This is a genomic window from Streptomyces sp. VRA16 Mangrove soil, assembly GCF_017377775.1.
In the GTDB taxonomy this organism is placed as follows: Bacteria; Actinomycetota; Actinomycetes; order Streptomycetales; family Streptomycetaceae; genus Streptomyces.
Genome location: NZ_JAFVLN010000002.1, coordinates 188,824 through 206,602 on the forward strand (window position 1 = coordinate 188,824; position 17,779 = coordinate 206,602).

At 69.2% G+C, this 17,779-nt stretch carries 11 protein-coding genes; 1 reads left to right on the plus strand and 10 read right to left on the minus strand.

What is annotated here, in order from left to right:
* Positions 1 to 28 precede the first annotated feature (28 nt).
* The 6 genes from J3486_RS06725 to J3486_RS06750 all read right to left on the minus strand — a co-directional run bounded on the left by J3486_RS06725 (position 29) and on the right by J3486_RS06750 (position 6,721).
* Entirely contained in the window at positions 29 to 1,729 is a 1,701-nt protein-coding gene (locus J3486_RS06725; protein WP_207819117.1) for a heparinase II/III family protein, read from the minus strand.
* Positions 1,726 to 2,511, minus strand: coding sequence for a DUF624 domain-containing protein (locus tag J3486_RS06730; RefSeq protein WP_207819118.1), 786 nt, complete (start codon positions 2,509 to 2,511; stop codon positions 1,726 to 1,728). The genes J3486_RS06725 and J3486_RS06730 overlap by 4 nt, the downstream gene beginning before the upstream one ends.
* Complete coding sequence (locus tag J3486_RS06735) at positions 2,508 to 3,413, minus strand: carbohydrate ABC transporter permease (protein WP_207819119.1); 906 nt, start codon at positions 3,411 to 3,413, stop codon at positions 2,508 to 2,510. Before J3486_RS06735 ends, J3486_RS06730 begins: the two co-directional genes overlap by 4 nt.
* Positions 3,410 to 4,360, minus strand: coding sequence for a carbohydrate ABC transporter permease (locus J3486_RS44895; RefSeq protein ID WP_207819120.1), 951 nt, complete (start codon positions 4,358 to 4,360; stop codon positions 3,410 to 3,412). The genes J3486_RS06735 and J3486_RS44895 overlap by 4 nt, the downstream gene beginning before the upstream one ends.
* Positions 4,357 to 5,625, minus strand: coding sequence for an extracellular solute-binding protein (locus J3486_RS06745; protein ID WP_207819121.1), 1,269 nt, complete (start codon positions 5,623 to 5,625; stop codon positions 4,357 to 4,359). The genes J3486_RS44895 and J3486_RS06745 overlap by 4 nt, the downstream gene beginning before the upstream one ends.
* A gap of 76 nt (positions 5,626 to 5,701) precedes the next feature.
* Positions 5,702 to 6,721, minus strand: coding sequence for a hydroxyacid dehydrogenase (locus J3486_RS06750; protein ID WP_207819122.1), 1,020 nt, complete (start codon positions 6,719 to 6,721; stop codon positions 5,702 to 5,704).
* 200 nt (positions 6,722 to 6,921) lie between these two features.
* Between J3486_RS06750 and J3486_RS06755 the strand changes: the two genes are divergently transcribed.
* The gene (locus J3486_RS06755; protein ID WP_229377667.1) at positions 6,922 to 8,097 is read left to right on the plus strand and encodes a substrate-binding domain-containing protein; all 1,176 of its coding nucleotides are present in this window, start codon (positions 6,922 to 6,924) and stop codon (positions 8,095 to 8,097) included.
* A gap of 68 nt (positions 8,098 to 8,165) precedes the next feature.
* On the opposite strand, the gene J3486_RS06760 is transcribed toward J3486_RS06755, so the two are convergent.
* The 4 genes from J3486_RS06760 to drmA form a co-directional block, all read right to left on the minus strand.
* On the minus strand, positions 8,166 to 11,129 hold the full coding sequence (locus J3486_RS06760) for a GH59 galactosidase (protein WP_207819123.1): 2,964 nt from the start codon (positions 11,127 to 11,129) through the stop codon (positions 8,166 to 8,168).
* Positions 11,130 to 11,304: 175 nt separating this feature from the next.
* Positions 11,305 to 12,075 carry a DISARM system phospholipase D-like protein DrmC gene (gene drmC, locus J3486_RS06765; protein ID WP_207819124.1) on the minus strand — a complete coding sequence of 257 codons (771 nt, stop codon included), beginning with the start codon at positions 12,073 to 12,075 and terminating at the stop codon, positions 11,305 to 11,307.
* Positions 12,072 to 13,964 (minus strand): DUF1998 domain-containing protein, encoded by a 1,893-nt coding sequence (gene drmB, locus J3486_RS06770; RefSeq protein WP_207819125.1) that lies wholly within the window; start codon positions 13,962 to 13,964, stop codon positions 12,072 to 12,074. Before drmB ends, drmC begins: the two co-directional genes overlap by 4 nt.
* Positions 13,961 to 17,731: a DISARM system helicase DrmA gene (gene drmA / locus J3486_RS06775; protein ID WP_307804714.1), complete on the minus strand. Its 3,771-nt coding sequence runs from the start codon at positions 17,729 to 17,731 to the stop codon at positions 13,961 to 13,963. The genes drmB and drmA overlap by 4 nt, the downstream gene beginning before the upstream one ends.
* Positions 17,732 to 17,779: the final 48 nt, after the last annotated feature.

A 17,779-nucleotide genomic window follows, 5' to 3' on the forward strand; every position in this document is an offset into this window, starting at 1 on the left:
CCCGGCGCAGGCCCGGAAGCGGGTGGGCTCAGTGCGGGGAGGCGGACGGCACGGCGACTTCGAAGCGGAACGGCAACCGCGTCCTTCCCTCCCCCGGCCCGAAGCCGAGACGCAGCAGATACACCGTGTCGGGCACGCCCGCGTGGTCCGTGGTGCGCACCTCCTCGATGTGCGCCGTGCAGCCTTCGGGCAGGGCCAGGCGAGCCTGTGCCGTCGTACCGCGCCAGGTCGCGTGGTCCGCGTGCAGGTCCGGGCGCAGGCGGCTGACGAAGGTCTCCTCCAGGGGCATCGGACGGGTCGCCTCCACCTCGTCGACGAGGAGCAGTTCGGCGGTGTCGCGGCGCCAGGAGAAGGTGCGGCGCAGTGCCGTCAGGCCGTCCACCGCGTAGGCCCGGGTGAGGTCGAGGGTCAACTCGACTCCCTCGGAAGTGCGTTGGTGGTGCAGCAGGCGCGCCGCGTGTTCGGCGCCCGGCGACTGTTCACAGCCGTCGACGCGGGGGACGGAGTGGCCGCGGGACGACGTGTGCAGGAAGTCGTAGCGGGTGGCGTCGTCGAAGTAGCCCTTGCGGTACTCGCCGCCGCCTAGGTCCGCGAGGAGTACGTCGCCGTGCGCGGTCAGGATGAACTGGCCGAGGTCGTTGTGGTTGTGCGGTTCGGCGTTGTGGCCGCCCTTGGCCGCGAAGGCCACGCCCGCTCCCCGGTCGACGGTCCAGGCGAGGTCGGGGAGGTGGGTGGTGGCGGGTTCGGGGTCCGGCTCGGGGGCGGGGCCCGGCGCCGTCGCCCAGCGGAGGGTCCTGGAAAGGTCGCCCCAGTCACGCGGCAGGGCCGCGCCCGGGTCCACGGCCTCCGCCGGGACGCGCACCCCCAGCCGCTGGGCCAGTCGCGCCGCGAGGCCCTCGGGCACACGAGGGCGTTCCTCCGCGTCAGAGAACGCGGGGAAGAGGCCGGCGCCCAGGTGCACCGCCGAGGGGAAGCGGGCGATCGCCGCCACCTTGGGGTGCGTCAGCAGGTCCTCTCCGGTCGCCTCCCTCAGCTCCTCCGCGAAATAGAGGAAGTTGGAGAAGCCGAACACCCAGTAGTCGACGCCCTCCGCGCAGCCCCCGTCGTCGCCGAATCCGCCGAGGTAGGTGAGCTGGGCGGCGCGGCAGCGGTCGAGGGCCCGGGTCAGCCGCGGGCCCGGTTCCCACAGGGCGAGGGCCGCGAGCCCCGCGGCGCCGCCGCACACCGCGGCCCAGTTGTGCGCCCAGTCCTCCCACAGGAGGGGCCGGTCGTCGTCGGCGAGGAGAGTCAGGACGCGATGGTCCACCTGGTCGCGGACGCGGCCCGCGACGCGCGGGTCGAGCCGGTCGCCGCAGAGCCGCACCGTCTCGCCGAGCAGCTGTGCGGTGAGCGCGGCGAACAGGTCGAGGCACTGGTCCATGCCCCGGCCGAAGTGCGTCGCGTGCCACTCGTGGGCGGGCAGCGCCCAGGTGTACTCGTCACACACGGACCACAACGCGTCCGCCAGAGCGTCGAGTCGGGCCTCGGAGTCGATGAGGGCCTCGGCGGCCAGCGCCGTCACGCGGGCGCGGCGCCGGAAGTACAGCTCCTCGTACGCGAGCCGGTCGCCGTCGTCCTCGAAGCGGCGGTACGCGGAGAACGGCAGGTCCGGCATGGCCGTGGCACGCGCCGCGGCCGCCGCCTCCCGGATCAGGGCGTGCGGATCCTTCACCTCGTCATCCTCCGTCATCCTCCCGCGACCATGGGGCGCACCACGACGGGCCCGGGGGTGCCGTCGGTGTCGCGCCCTGCTTCTCGTACGACGGGGCCGGCCGCCCCGCTCCCGTCCTCCCCCAGGGACAGCATGACCTGACAGTTGCGCCACACCACGAACAGCACACAGCCCGGCAGCACCGCGAGTCCCATCAGCGGGGCCTGGTTGACAAGGAGCAGCGTCACCGCGCCCAGCACCAGGTTCAGCAGGGTCAGCAAGGGGTGCCGGACCGCCGCGTACGGGGCCAGGAGGAAGAGCCGCCGCGTCACCGCCGCGCCCCCGGCGACCCGGGCGAGCGCCACCGGCCACGCGGCAAGCGCCACCAGTGCGACGACCACCGCCATCGGAACAACCGCGGCGCCCACAGCGGAGGTTCGCAGCGCCACGGCGTCCGTCACGGCGGCGATCACGAGCAGCGCGAAGGGCGCCGAGACGAGCACCGCCGAACGGAACCGCTTCCGGTAGGCCCGGAAGTAGCCGCGGACCGGCGCCTGTTCCTCCGTGTCCGGCGACGACGCCACGAGGTGGGCGAACGCCGCGGCGAGCGAAGGTCCGGGCAGCACCAGCAGCATCAACGCGAACGGGACCGGGTGGCGCCACGGCTGATGGGTCAGCTGCAGGGCCGCCAGCAGGGGCAGGTTCGTCACCGCGATCCCGAGGTTCACGACCAGGACGCGGTGCACGTGCGACCAGATCGACTCCCAGGAGCTGTGGGCGACGTTGAGCCGGGGACGCCGCCCCTCGCGTGCCGGGTTCATCCCTTCACACCCGTGGTCGCGATGCCGCGCACGAAGTAGCGCTGACCGAGCAGGAACACCGCGAGGACCGGGATCACGGACAGCACCGAGCCCGTCATGATCATCGCCGACTCGGCATCGTACTGGCCGATGAAGGCGCGCAGTCCCAGCTGGACCGTCCACAGACGGTTGTCCGTGAGGTAGATGAACGGGCCCATGTAGTCGTTCCAGGTGTTCACGAACGTCAGCAGCGCGAGGCTGGCGAGGGCCGGCTTGGACAGCGGGAGCACGATCCGCGCCCAGATGCCGTACTCCGAGAGGCCGTCGAGCCGGGCCGCCTCACTGATCTCGTCCGGGATCGTCAGATAGAACTGCCGCATCAGGAAGACACCGAACGCGCCGAACGCCTGGAGCAGGATCAGCGACGTGTAGGAGTTCACCAGGCCGAGCTTCTGCATGATCACGTACTGCGGCACCATGTACGCCTGCCAGGGCACCGCGATCGTCGCGATGTAGCCGGTGAACAGCAGGTCCCGGCCCCGGAAGCGCATCTTGGCGAAGCCGTACGCCGCGAAGCTGCCGGTGAGCACCTGGAGGAACGTGATGACGACGCTGAGGAAGAACGAGTTGCCGAGGTACGCGGCGAACGGCACCCGGGTCCAGATGTCGCTGAAGTTGCTCCACTTGAACTCGTCGGGGATCCACTGGATCGGCACCGTGAAGACGTCGCGGTCGTCCTTGACCGACGAGATCAGCATCCAGATGAAGGGCAGCAGGACCCCGATCGCGACCACGGTGAGCAGCACGTACAGGGCGGCCTTCGCGGCGATCGCGGGGGCACCGGTCCCGGGGCGGCGCGGCGCCGGAGCGGTGGCGGGAGCCTCGGGGGCCTCGGCCTCCTTGCGCAGCACGGTGGTGTTCATCGCTCGCTCCTTCGCTGCATCTGGAACTGGATCACCGTGATCACGAGGCAGATCAGGAAGAGCGCGAGGGAGACCGCGGAGGCGTAGCCGAACCGGCCCTGCGTGATGCCCTCACGGAAGATCAGCTGGGAGAGGACCAGGGTGGAGCGGCCGGGCCCGCCCTCGGTCATGACCTGCACCAGGTCGAAGACCTTGAAGCTGGAGACCGTGATCATGACGGTGACGAAGAAGGTGGTGGGGCGCAGCCCCGGCAGGGTGACGTGCCAGAACCGCTGCCAGGGTCCTGCGCCGTCCATCCGGGCCGCCTCGTACAGCTCGGCCGGGATGGTCTGCAGCCCGGCCAGGAACAGCACCATGTAGTAGCCCATGTCCCGCCACACGCTCGCGAGGATCAGCGCGGGCATCGCCCAGTCCTGGTCGCTGGTCCAGCCCGGCGGGTTGTCGATGCCGATGAAGTTCAGGAACTGGTTGACCGGCCCGGATTCGGGGCTGAGCAGCATGTTCCAGACCACCGCGACGGCGACGAGCGAGGTGATGTACGGGAAGAAGAACGCGGTCCGCAGCACGCGCACACCGCGCAGCTTCTGGTTGAGCAGCACGGCGAGGCCGAGCGAGACGACGAGCGTCAGCGGGATGTGTCCGGCCGCGTAATAGAAGGTGTTCTGCAGCGCGGCCCAGAAGTTGGAGTCGTTCCACAGCCGCTGGAAGTTGTCCAGGCCCGCCCACTTCGGGGCGGAGTAGGAGTCCCAGTGGGTGAAGGAGATGGCGAGCGCGCCGAGCACCGGGACGAGGGTGAGGGCGGCGAATCCCAGGAAGTTGGGGAGGATGAAGGACCAGCCGATGAGGGTGGTGCGGCGCCGCCGGCGCTTCGCGGCGGCCCGGTGGGCCGCGGAAGCGCCGGACGACCCGTGCTCGCCGGTCGTGGTGGGCGGGGTGACGACACTCACTGGACTTCGTCCTTCACACGGCTGTCCATCTCCTTGATGCCCGCGTCGACCGACTTCTCGCCGCTCATGATCATCTCGTGCTCCTCCTTGAGGATCTGGTCGATGTCGGAGGACTTGTCGCTGACGGGCATCTCCAGCTTCACCGTGGTGGGCTGCATCGCCTTGCGGGACAGCGCGTCGGTGGGCATGCCGTCGACGCCGAAGAAGGTGTCGAGGATCTTGCCGCTGGTGTAGGCGGGCGTGACGCCTATCTTGGCGACGGCGGCGGCGCCCTCGGGTCCCGAGGCCCAGGTGACGAACTTCTTGGCGGCGTCCGCGTTCTTGGCCTTCTTGTTGACGGCGAACGCGGTGGGCGAGCCGAAGGTGACGGTCTTGCCGTCGTTCTTGATCTGCGGCATCGGCGCCATGCCCCACTTGATGTCGTTCTTGCCCTGCGCCTTCTCGGCGAGCAGCGCGGCCGCCCACCACGAGCCCATCGGGACCATCGCGGCCTTGCCGGTGGTCAGCTGCGAGTCGTACGTGATCTGGTTGCTGGACGCGGTGGCGAACGGCATCGTCGCCTTCGACTTCTGCAGGTCGAGCGCGATGCCGTACTGGTCCTTGAAGAAGGAGTAGTCGCCGCCGAGCTGGTCGCCGCCGGTCTGCGCGGAGGAGATCGCCTGGACGACGGAGCGCCAGGTGTGCAGATAGGTGCCGTAGACCTTGTCCGAGCCGGCGCCCTTGGTGAACTTCTTGGCGAGCTTGTCGAAGTCGTTCCAGGTCAGCTTGGACATGTCGGTGTCGCCGACCATGGCCTTGTTGTAGAAGAGCACCCAGAAGTCCGAGCGGTACGGCATCGCGTAGTACTTGCCGCCGAGGTCGTAGTCGTTCAGCCCCGAGTACGACGCCTTGTCCAGCTTGGCCACCTCGTCGGTGAGCGGCAGCAGCTGGCCGCGGGTGCCGTAGCGGGCGTAGTCGGTGACGTTCTTCATCGTGAGGACGTCGGTGGTGTCACCGCCGGCCAGCATCGTGGTGACCTTGTCCGAGTAGTTGTCGGCGAGGATGTCGACGGGCTGGACGTCGATGTCGGGGTTCTCGGCCTCGAACCCGTCGATGAGGGCCTTGAACTCGGGGGTCGTCTTGTAGTTCCACAGCGCGACCTTCACGACGGTCTTGCCGTTCGACGACGAGCTGCTGTCCGTGCCGCTGGCGTCGCAGGCGGTGGCGGTGAGCGTGGCGGCGACGACCAGCGGCGCGATGCGGGCGAGGTTCTTGTTCAACTTCATGGCGGCGGCTCTCCTTTGAGCTCACGGATGGAGCGGTCGGGGACGGACGGGTCGTGCTCGTACGGGGGGGGTGATGTCAGGCGCTCAGGCCGAGGGCCCAGCTCTCCGCGGTGATCTCGGCCCGCATCGGTTCGCGGGCGACCCAGCGGGCGAGTTCGTCGAGGACGTGATCGGTCAGACGGCCGATCTCGGTGCCGAGCGAGCCGGCGATGTGCGGCGTGATCATCACGCGGGCGACGCTGCGCAGCGGCGAGTCGGCGGGCAGCGGCTCGGGGTCGGTGACGTCGAGGATCGCGAACAGGCGGCGGGCGGCGCACTCCGCCGCGAGCGCCTCGGAGTCGACGAGGGAGCCGCGCGCGGTGTTGATGACCGTCGCGAAGTCGGGCAGCAGCCGTAGCTGTTCGGCGCCGATGAGGTGGTGGGTCTCGGCCGTCTCTGGCGCGTGCACGGACAGCACGTGCACGCGCGGCAGCAGCTCCTCCAGCGGTACGAGCGTCGCGCCGGCGCGGGCGACCTCGGCCGGGTCCGCGTACGGGTCGGCGACCAGGACGGTGGTGCCGCTGAGCACCTTGAGCAGCTCGACGACCTGCCGGCCGATCCGGGAGAAGCCGACGATGCCGACGGTGCGCCGGAAGTTGGACAGGTCGCCGTAGCCGGTGACCGAGCCCCAGCCGCCGTACGCGCGCTGCTCGTCGGCGGCGAGGAACGGGGCCTTCTTCCCGGCGAAGATGATCGCGGCGAGGGTGTATTCGGCCACCGGTACGGCGTTGGCGTCGGCGGCGCTGGTGACGCGGATGCCGCGCCGCCACACCTCCTGGCCGACGAGGTCGCGGACGCTTCCGGCGCCGTGCAGCACGGCGCGCAGCCGGGGTGCCGCGGCGAGCCGCTCGGGGGTGAGGGCGGGGGCGCCCCAGGAGGTGAGGAGCACCTCGGCGCGGGCGAGCCGCTCGCGGGACCGGGCGCTGTCGAGGTCGTCCGTCCAGCAGGGCTCGTCCAGGGTCACGAGGCCGGCGAGGCGGCGCAGTCGTTCCTGGTCGAAGTGTGCCGCGAAGCTGGACCTGCTCATCACGACCAGAGCGCGGGCCTTGGTCTGCATGCGGTGCGGGCTCCTCTGCCTTTGGGCTCCCGCTCACTGCGCAGGTGCCATCCGTGTTTCCGGCGAGTTCCAGCCAGAAGACGCTGAGTCAGAGATAGTGGTCGCTCATACAGACCCACCAGAGCTCGACCACATACGAAGCAACCTGAACACATTCGAACATCACGCCGGGCTCAGGGCCGGACGGGAGGGGACGCGTCATGACATCGGGGCACCGGGGAGGATCCGGGGAAGCGGCCGGCACGGATCAGCTGTTCGCACTGCAACGCCGCGAACGCCTGATGGACCAGTTGCGGCTGCACGGTGCCGTTCGCGTCCGCGATCTCGCGCAGGAGCTGTCGGTGAGCGAGCTGACGATCCGCCGTGACATCGCGGCGCTGGCCGAGCGTGGCCTGCTCACCAGGGTGCACGGTGGTGCGACGCTGCCCTCGCCGCTGGAGCAGGAGCCGGTGCGCAGGCGGCGGCTCGCGACGCCGGCGTTCACGATCGGGATGGTCGTGCCGTCGCTGGATTTCTACTGGCCGCACATCGTCAGTGGCGTCCGCAACGCCGCGGCGGCGCACGGTGTGAACGTGCAGCTGCGGGGATCCAGTTACGACCAGGCGGAGGACCGGCGCCAGATCGTGCGGCTGACCGAATCCGGTCGGGTCCAGGGGCTGTTGCTCGCCCCGAACCTGGAGGGCCCCGGCATGCAGGAGATGATCGACTGGATCGGCAAGCTGCCGGTGCCCGTCGTCTTCGTGGAGCGCAAGACGCCGGAGTGGACGCCGACGCCGCACCAGCTGGAGTGGGTGCGCAGCGACCACGCGACCGGCATGGAGATGGCGGTCCGGCATCTGCACTCGCTCGGCCACCGCGACATCGGCCTGGTCCTGTCCAAGGGCAGCCCCACCTCGGCGCATCTCGCCGTGGGCTGGCACCGCGCCTGCGCCGAACTCGGCCTGTCCGCCGACTTCCTGATACGCGAGAGCGTCGCCCTCGACGTGCCGGGCCACCGCCGGATCATCGGTGACATCCTCGCGGGCTGCCGCCGCTCCCGGATCACCGCGCTGGTCGTGCACAGCGATCCCGACGCCCTCTCGATCGTCCAGTACCTGACCGAGCAGGGCCTGCGCGTCCCCGAGGACCTGGCGCTCGTCAGCTACGACGACGAGGTGGCGCACCTCGCCGACCCGGCCATCACGGCCGTACGCCCGCCGAAGGCCCAGGTGGGCCGCGTGGCCGTGGAGATGATGGTGGCCCGCCTGCTGGAGGGCAGCCGCCGCCCGGCCCAGCGTTCCCTGCTGCTCCCGGAGCTGGTCATCCGCTCGTCGTCGCTGCCGGCCACCCCGCCGTCCCTGCCGGCGCCCGCGCCCCGGCGCCGCGAAACGGCGTGAGCGGTCCCGGCGACGACACCGCCGGAACCGCTCGCTGTTCCCCGCTCTTCCTGTTCTTCCGGCTGCTCCTACCGCTGCTCTTCCGACTCCAACCGCCCGTACGCCGCCCGCAGCCGGTCCGCGATCTGCCCGGCTCCCACGGTGTCGAGCCCCTTCTGCCCGTCGGCGGCGGCCCGCGCGGCGGCGAGGGAGCGCGCGAACAGCGCCCACGAGTCGGTGGTGCGGCCGCCCTGCGCGGGGCTGCCGACCTCCGTCAGCGCGCTGCGGATCGGGGCGGTGTCGACGGGGCCGGCCACGGCGGAGCCCGACGCGACATCGAAGGCGTCGAGGACGAGCTTCCCCGACGTGAGCACGAACCTGGCCTCGTGCTTGCCGTCGGGCAGGCCGCGCAGCGTGTAGGTGGCGAGCCGCTTGTCGACGGCGGCGGTCCGCACGTTCCGCGCGACGAGCCGGTCGTCCACGTACACGTCGAGGACGGCGCTGCCGTCGTTCCCGCCGATGACGTCGAGGCCCGTGCCGCGGAACGGCACGGTGACGGACGCGCCCGCGCTCGTACTCGTGGACGTCGACCGGTACCAGTCCATGGCGTCGCCGTAGGACGCCTTCCTGCTCCAGTCACCGTCATAGGCGACGGAGCTGTCCATGTTGTCCACCTGGGCGGTGGCGTACGGCGCGTAGCCCGCGACCTTCTCGACCTTCAGGTTGTCGAAGCCGGTCTTGTGGAAGTCGCTGCCGAGTTTGACGCGCCCCGCGGTCTGTGGGGTCGGGTCGTCGTACGTCGCGACGTCCTTGCCGTCGACCGAGGCGGTGACGGTCGCGCCCTTGGCCTCGACGGCGAGCCGGTAGTGGTCGGCGGCGGCGACGGTGCCCTGGGCGAGGACCGTGCCGTACTCGTAGAAGGTCCAGGCGCCGTCGGAGCCGATCCGCAGGTTGTAGGCGGCGTCGCTGATCGCCATGCCCTTCTGCTGCCGCACCCCGAGCGCGGCGAGCCCGCCGTCCGGGTCCGGGAAGGACACGTCGACGGACGCCTTGTAGTTCTCCCAGCGGAAGTCGCCGACCGTGGTGTTGGGGGTGTTCTTGTTCCAGGCGGCGGTGTCCTTCATGGACTGGTCCATGTACTGGTACAGCACACCGTCGCCCACCTCCCAGGCGCCGGTCTGGTCGACCATGTAGCGGGGCTGGTTGCCGCGTGAGGCGAGGTAGGGCTGGTACGAGGTCCCGACGCGCACCCTCCCCTCCTCCGCATAGCCGAAGTCGTCGGCGTAGAGATAGCCGTCGTGGGTGTCGCCGCGCTTGCCGCGCGCGTCGGTGTCGAGGACGGCACGCTCGCCGGACCGGGGGAGCCGCTGGTTCGTGGCGGCGTCACCGCTCTTGTCGAGCGTGGTCAGGGTGGTGATGGACCGCGGCTGCACGACGTACGTGTAGGTGTACGTTCCGTCGCCGTCGCCGGCCGGCCGGATCTCGGCGGCGAGGTGCTTGAAGTCGGCGTCGTAGCGCTGCTCTGGATCGGCCGCCCGGGTCTCCCACGCCTCCATGGTCGTGTCGGCGCCGAGCCGCAGATTCCGCGCGGTGATGCGGTAGGTCTTCGGCTGGTCGCTGTCGTTGACGACGACGGTGGAGAAGTCCTTCTTCGCGGGATCGGCGAGCGTCATGTAACTCGGGGCGCCGTTCGACCCGTCGACGTTCTCGGTACCGCTGACGCCGCTCCGACTGGCCTCGGGAATCGTGCGCCAGATGCCGGCCGTGTCAGTGCTGTTCTCCCACCCGGTCTTCGCGAACTGGGTGAAGTGCTGCATCACATAGATCGCGGCGTCGTAATGGAGATATCCCGACCAGGGGTCACGCGCGCTGACGAGTTCCTTGTGGCTGTACTGGGCGCCTTCGTAGAAGGACCCGATGGCGGGCTGGAAAACATAGTGCGTCCGCTTGGAGTTGGCGTACCCCTTCACGACACGGTTGGCGATGTCGAGCGCACTCTGCACGCCGCCGATCCCGGTACTGGCCCCGCCGGGCCCCTCGTTGTTGTTCACGCGGTAGTCGGTGAACCCGAAGGACCCGGTCCCCTCGCTGTACCAGACCTCCTTGTCCTGGCCGTCGGGGGTGTCGCCGGTCGCCAGCTTCGTGTACGGCTGGTAGGTCGCGCTGTCCGCGGTCCCGTCGAGCCGGTCGTCGGTGTTGTAGTGGTAACCCACCGCGTCGACCATGCCGAAGAGATCGGAATCCGTGAGCAGCGCCGGGCCGATCTTCTTCGAGGTGTTCTCGTCGGAAGCGACGATCTTGATGGCGTGATAGGCCTTGGCGACCTTGTCCCGCTCCCGGGACGGAATCCCGTACCGCGCGTCGGAGAAGTCCGTGTCGCTCGTCACCGCGTTCTTGTACCACTTGATGAACGAGACGTCCGGTGTCCCCGTCTCGTTCTTGTCCGGATTCACGTAATCGACCATGTACCCGTATTTCTGGTACACGTCGAGAATGGTCTCCTTGTACCACCGGTACATGTCATCGGTACCGGCCCCCCGGTTCCACTCCGTCTGCACCCACTGCGGCATCTCCCAGCGCAGCACGGAGACCTTCAGACGCGGGTTGACCGTCTTGGCGTCGGCGGCGAGCTGGAACCCCGGGGAGCGGGAGGCGTCGGCGAGTTCGTCGCGCGTGCGCATGGTGGCGGGGTCGGCGCCGGTGGAGGTGTTGGTGTCCGACCCCATCTCCACCTTGACGTGGTTGATGAGCGGGTTCGGGCCGCCGAACATGACCCGGATGAGCTGCCAGTACCGCTCGGGGTGCTCGGCCTTGTAGTCCATCAGCAGATTGCTGGTGCTGTTGCAGCTGAGAATGCCGAGGCCCTTGTACGTCAGGCCGTTGACGTTGTCGGCACGTATGTCGTTACCGTCGACCACGAGATCGACCGGGTCGGTCGCGGCCCGTGAGGGCGGCGCGGAGACCAGCCCCGCCCCCAGCGCCACGACGGCCGCCGCGGCGAGCGCCGCCCGCCGCGGTCTTCCTGACGCGCGCGTGCTGTTCCCTGAACTCATCCAGCATCGATTCCTCTGCGTCGTCAGGTGCCTCGTCCGCCTCGTCCTGGCTCACGAGCGGGAACATGACACAACGACGTGGTTCAGGGTCTCTACGGGTTGCTCGGAGACGGCCAGACTCGTACAGATCTGAACAGGGGGCCGCTTCGGCCACCGTCGAGGCACGATCTCAGCCTCACCGTTCGGCCCCCCACGGCCGCAGAACGCCCTGCCGTTGCAACTCCACGATGTGTTCGGCCACACGTCTGGGAGCAGTGCCGCCCCGGACCAGTACTCCCGCCTCGATATTGCGGCGTGCCGCCGACTCGGTGAGGTTGGCGCTACCCAGCAAGAGCAGTCGCCGGTCCGCGACGGCCAGCTTGGCATGCTGGCGCGAGGCGGTCCGAGCACTCGTGGTGCGTGCCCAATGCCACAGCCGTACGCCGGGAACGGCGGCGAAGGCGGCCCCGGGCTCGGGTCCCGAGAGCAGCCCGCGAGCGTCCGCCAGGGTTTCCACCACGATGTCCACGGTCACGCCGCGCTGCACCGCGCGTGTCATCGCTTCGGTGAGCGCGGGGTAGGCGCGGGCCGCGTAGGTCATCGCCAGGAGTTCCTGCTGCGCCTCGGAGATGACCTCGGCGAGGACCTGGGCCGTGGCCCGTACGGGCACGGCCGGCGTGCCGGGGCCGCTCCACACCGTCCGGACCTGGACCGTGTCCCTGGCGCGTTGTGCTGCAGCGACGTACCCACGAACGTAGGCGGCGGCTTCCTGGAAGGAGACGCCGTCCGCCTCCATGGACAGGTACAGGCGCTCGACGGATTCTCGGACAACGGCCGTCGCCACTTCGCCCAGCGCCCTCTCCCTGCTCCGCTCCCGTGCCAGCAGTCCCGCGAGATCCTTGGCCCCGGAGAGCCCCAGGGCCAGTACGGCGTCCTCGGCCGCCACCTCGAATATCCGCCTGCTCACGGCAGCAGACCGGCCGGGGTCAGCACCTGGTCCTTGTCCCCGGACAGCGGTACGAGGAATCGCCGGTCCAAGAACCTGTTGCCCCGCTCGCACGTGGTTTCCGAGACGAACAGACAGACATGGCAGGCCGCTCCGTGCAGGGAGTCACCGTCCTTGTGCGGAAGCCGCTCGCTGCACAGCGGGTCCGCCGAACAGTGGGTGGCATCGGCGAGTGCGCGCCGCACGATCCGGTCGAAGTCCCGTTCCTCGGCGAGCGAGACCAGACCGCCCAGAGTGCCCTCGGAGTCGGGGACCGCGGTGTAGATGAGAATCCCGGTCCTCTGTTCCAGCTCGTCGCCCGAGTAGATCCGCTCGGCGAGCGAGGCGGAACTGTAGCCGCATTCCAGCGCGATGGTGCGGATCAGCAAGTGGGACAGGGTGTGCAGGGCGATATAACGGGCTCCCGGCCAGCCGTGATAAGGGTCGAAGTCGCTGGTGATCCGGTCCGACTTGCGGTTGGAGCGGAATCGTCCGAAAGCCTCACGGTGCGCCTCCATCTGCTCCGATCGCTCCATGCGGGACACCCAGTCGGCCATCAGGTCGTCCCGCACGCGCAGGAAAATGCCTTCCCCGCGTACTTCGCTCGCCGGCACCCAGGTCTGAGGAGTGCGCGACAGTTCCACACGGTGGCCGATCTCCGGCGACTCGGGGTCCGGAGCGTCGAGCCGGGTGAACCCGATCAAGGCACGAGCCTCACGGAGTCGTTCGACCTGCCGGAGGTCGGAGAACAGGTCACTCAGAAGGGGCGGAACGGGGACGGGCCTCAGGGCGAAGTCGTCGCTGGGCTGCGGCACCGGCCCGGAGAGCGCGTCCCATTCCGGCCCGAAGAGGTCGGCCTGGACGTCAGGCGTCGACGGCGCCTCCCCGGCATCGCCCCCCTTGCGTGCCGTGATCGCCGTGACGACGGCGTCGCGGTCGAACTCCTTCAGGAAGGCGAATTTGGGCATCTGGGCCATGAAGTCGAACTGGCCGTGGTTCTCGATGATCTGGAGGTCTGGCCAGTGCTCTTCGAGGAGACGGTCGATGTCACCGCCTGTTCCCTTGGGCAGGGCCAAGGCGCTGAGCGTGAGGGGAAACCACTGATTGGACGCGCCGGCGACCATCAGAACCGCTTGTTCGGAGCAGCCTGCCGGATCGTACGTGCCCATGTGTGGATGACGTCCCCGGCACTGTGGCAAATTGCTCTGGCCCCGTTCGCCCATGGCTTCACGGATGTTGCGCTTGTCTCCGCAGGCGACACATTCGATGGTCACGTTGGCCGCTTGGTTGCCACCGTGATCCTTCATCCGCAGCTTGGGGCGCGGCGTCTTGGAGCAGGCCTGCCCGTGGTGGACGTAGGCCGTGTAAGGGAACTCGTCGAGATGTCCGGCGGTGCAGACGAGCGTGAAGCGAGCTGCGACGGCGAGGGGCTTGCCGCGCTTGCAGTCGTGGACGAACTTCGCCTCGTGCGGCGTACGGGGATTGGAGTTGACGAAGGCGAACTCCGCGGAGTCGATGGCCGCCAGCACGTTGCAGGCGGAGCAGCGCAGCCACTGTGGGAAGGGTGTGACCGGTACACCCACGCCCTGCGCGGCCCAGCCTTTGGGATCGGTGTCGGCTCCCTCCAGCCATGGGGCGGCACGCAGTTGTTCGATCTGTCGACTGCCGTAGCGCTGAAGGGACCGGTTGACCGCGGCCCGTAGCCGGGGTTCGTCGATGTCGTAGGCGTTGAGCCCGGTATGGCTCCAGGAGTCGAGGCCTCGGACGAGGACGGAGAAGTTCGGCAGGTCGACGAGTGCGCCGATTCCCGCGGTGAACATGAGATGGCTGGGGCGGACGGCGCCGACCCTCCGATTGCCGTGGGCGCTCATCGCTGTGCCTTCCTTACCGTGCCGTCTGCGGCGGGACCGTACTCGTCGCCGTCCACCACGGTCGCTGTCTCGTTGTCGGGACCGGGCGGGGCGAAGGCCCAGTCGGGTCCGCTGCCAGAGCCTTCTTCCAGGAAGGCGCTGCCTCCCGGAAGCAGCAGGTTGATCTCGTTCTCCGTCTCCCGCATCGACATGCCCACGGTCAGTTCGGTCCAGCGGGAACCGTCTGCCCGCCGCAACAGACCGTTCACGACGGTCGTCTTGTGCTTCTCCTTGCGGTAGCCGAGGGAAGCACTGTTCTCGTCACGCATGCGGCGCCATTCGTCCTTGAGCCGGTCGAGGCGTTCGCTCAGATAGTCGCGGGCCTGGTCGCGGCCCACGCGTTCGGCCCGCTCAAGGAGGCGGCGCTCGACCTCCTGAGCCAGCGGTCCGTCGAGGTCCACGACATGGGCGTCCAGGTTACGAGACGTGTCGTACGCGGCTTGCCGCAGAGCGGCGACGTAGGTGGCTGCCACTCCTCGGTCGAGCGCACGGCGGGTGAAGGGAGTGACGGAGAGCGCCTCGACCTGGCTGTAGAAGGTGGCGTGGTAGTGCTCGAAGTCCTCGAAGTGGGCGAGGTCCCGGGGGCGTGACCAGTTGTAGAGCGTGACCACGAGTCCTGGGCGCTTGGCGTCGCGGCCCACACGAGAGGATGCCTGGATGTACTCGGCCGTGTTCTTGGGCTGGCCGACGACGAGCATGAGGCCGAAACGGGACACGTCGACACCGACCTGCAGCATGGAGGTGGCGAGGACGACATCGACCGCCTGCCGAGCCATCGGTGTCATGGCCGCGCGCGGCTCGCGCTTCTCCTTCATGGCGCTCGCGTACTCGTCGAGAAAGGCACGCCGGCGCAGGGACGTGTCGCGCTCGGGGTCGAACCCGGTCTCGAGTCGTTTGAGGGCCGCGCCGATGTCCGCGGAGGAGATTCGTGAGGTCAGCTCCTGGATGCTCAGCATGCCCGCCCGGCTCACAATGCGGTTGGCGAGGGTGGCCTGTCCCCTACGGCTGCCGTTGGAGCGCACGCGGGTGGTGATGTCGTCATCCATGTAGCGGCGCATGCCGGCGAGTTCGCGCGTGGCGTTGAAGTAGCCGACGAGCGTCATGTACGGGTCGGCGGGCGCACCGTAGTCGTCGAACAACTGCTGCCCGGCCAGCAGGAGAATCTCCGCGACCCGGATCTCTGCGGCCTTCAGACGAGTCCCGTGTGCGCACACGCCGAGATACCGTCGCCCCGGGTTGTCGCGGCTGAGGTCGACCTGCCGGGAGAAGAACGTGTCGCCGACGTCCAGGACTTGCGGTGGAAAGATGGCGACCTTACGGCCGAAGACCCCGAGAACCTGGTCGGCGGCCCTCTTGGTGGTCGCCGTGGAAGCGACGATCTTGGGGCCGACCTCGTGCGGTCGCCCCTGGACATCGGTGACGCGCCAGGTGCACAACTGGTCGACGGCGGACTCGAAGAGTCCCACGGTGGTACCGAGCGCGCCGGAGATCAGATGCAGCTCGTCCTGAATGATCAGGTCCGGGGGCCGGAGTCGGCCGACAGGCTGTGCGGTGACGGCCGGCAGGGTGCCCTTCGCGTTGTGCCGGCTCCCGCATCCGGTCTTGGCGTCCAGGTCGTCGTGGCGATACCCGTGCCGGGGGCACCGTTCGGTGACCCGTCCGAAGAGCAGTCCGGCGTAGCCGTTCCAGGGCAGTTGCGCGAACTTGTCGACCGTGGCGATGAGCAGTGCGGGAGCCAGCCGGTAGATCTCCTCGTCGACCGTGAGGACGGGAATCCCCTCACCGGGCGCCGCACGCCGGGAGAAGGGACAGCGGTCCTCGCCCTCGCCACGGGGGCAGTAGAGCAGGACATGGCGCCTGGCTTCGTCGTACTCCATGTGGCTGCGGGCCGTCAGACCACTGCCGCACCAGGGGCAGGTCAGGACCTGAAGCACGCGTGCGTACCGGTCGCTCGCGCTCTCTCTGGCGTCAGCGATCTGCTCCTTGGCCTCGTCGAACCAGTTCGGCGAGACGGAGGTTCCCACCCACAGACCGATACGGAACGGGGTCGTGCCCCATCGTGCGTCCCGCTGGAACTCCTCGCGCCGCAGCACCTCGCAGGCGCTCACGAGCGCCGCCGCTCGCTGGAACTGCTGGGCGGTCAGCAGGCGCAGGGTGTAACGCATCAGCACCCCGACGCCAGCCTCCCCACTGCGTGCGTCGGCGCCCTGCCCGATCGTGCCCTGAAGGCGCCGCAGAGCGAAGGTATAGGCGGCGAGGCCCAGGTAGGCCTCCGTCTTACCGCCACCGGTCGGGAAGAACAACAGATCCACGAGCGCCTGGCGGCCGGTGCCGCGGTGCGGGTGCCCCGGGCGCGTGAGCGAGTCGAGGTTCAGCAGAACGAAGGCCAACTGGAAGGGGTACCAGCTGGCGGCCTTCTTGCCTCGCCCGTACACCTCCGCACGCGCCGAATCGTAGGAACCTCGGTCGTCCTCGCGGCCGGCCCGCAGTGCGCTGATCGCGGTGTTGCGCCGCTGAAGTGCCATGGCACGGTTCGCGAAGCGAAACGCGTCGAGTGCGATGTCGTCGGCGACGAGCCGGTCGATGCCGAAGGTGATCCGGTCACAGATCTCCATCGCCTGGCCGATAGCGGCCTCGGCGGACTCCCTGAGGTCGTCGGGGAGCGAGCGAGCGGCCTGGCGCTGCTGCTCGAGCCAGGTCCCGTAACCGTCGGCCAACGGGGCGAGCGCTGCGCTGAGTTCGTCGCGGCGGGCAGGGACGGCGAGTTCGGCGAGCTCGTCCATGCCGAGTTCAAGTCCACGCAGCAGGTCCTGCTCATCGACGGTCGGCGCGGTGGTCGCGTGCACGTCGTACTCGGGGAGCCATGTGGTGAGCAGTCGGTGCGCGTTGCGTTCACCCGGGCGGACGTCGGCGTGCACGGCGACGTTGCGGCCCTTGGCGTGCCGCAGGCTGTCGCGGTAGAGGAGCCGCAGCCGCCGGTCCTCGACATCCTCTGGGGCGTTGCCCCGGTTCGCGGTGTCAAGAGGGTCGTCAACCGGAACGAACACAGCGGCCTGGTCATCGGGGAAGGCGGTGACCTCGATTTCGGTCTGGAACAGCCAGTGCGCATCGCGTGCCTCTCGGCTGTCCTGCTGCCGGTTGACGAGCGTCAGCTCCACGATGCGCAGATCCTCTGCACCTCCGTGTCCCGCGTGTCGGCGTACCCGTACATCGAGAACGACACTGTCGCCGTCGAGCGGCACGGTCCGGTCCTGCGCTCCGGACACGTCGATGTCCACGAGACGTTCGACGGCCTCCCGTGACCAGACGCGTCGCGGCGTACCCCGGTCGGTGACTTCCTCGGTCTGGGTGTACCGGCCCCACCTGACGGTGACACTCAGCGTGCCGACCGACGCCTGCACCGAGCAGGACAACCCCATTGAGGACGCCCAGATGTGTCCGGCTGCCTGCGGGGTGAGCCGCTCCTGGAGGCCTGTGTCCTCGCCTTCCTGCTCATCACCCGATTCGCTGTCCGCGCTCTGGGCTGCGGCGCGCGCGACCTCTTCACGGGTGACGGTGTGTGGCCGAGGCCCGAGCATGCCGACGAGGTACCGGTCACGTGGGCCCGAGGAACCGCTGGACAGCGTTTCGCTCGGCCCGTCCCAAGGACCCTCCAGGTCGCGGCGGATGTAGGTGACGAGTCCGTTCCGCACGTCGTAGGAGTCAGCGGCGCGGAAAGTCTGAGGCACCTCGTCCAGAGGGTGCGGGACAGCGGCCTGGGCCGGCATGCGACGGTC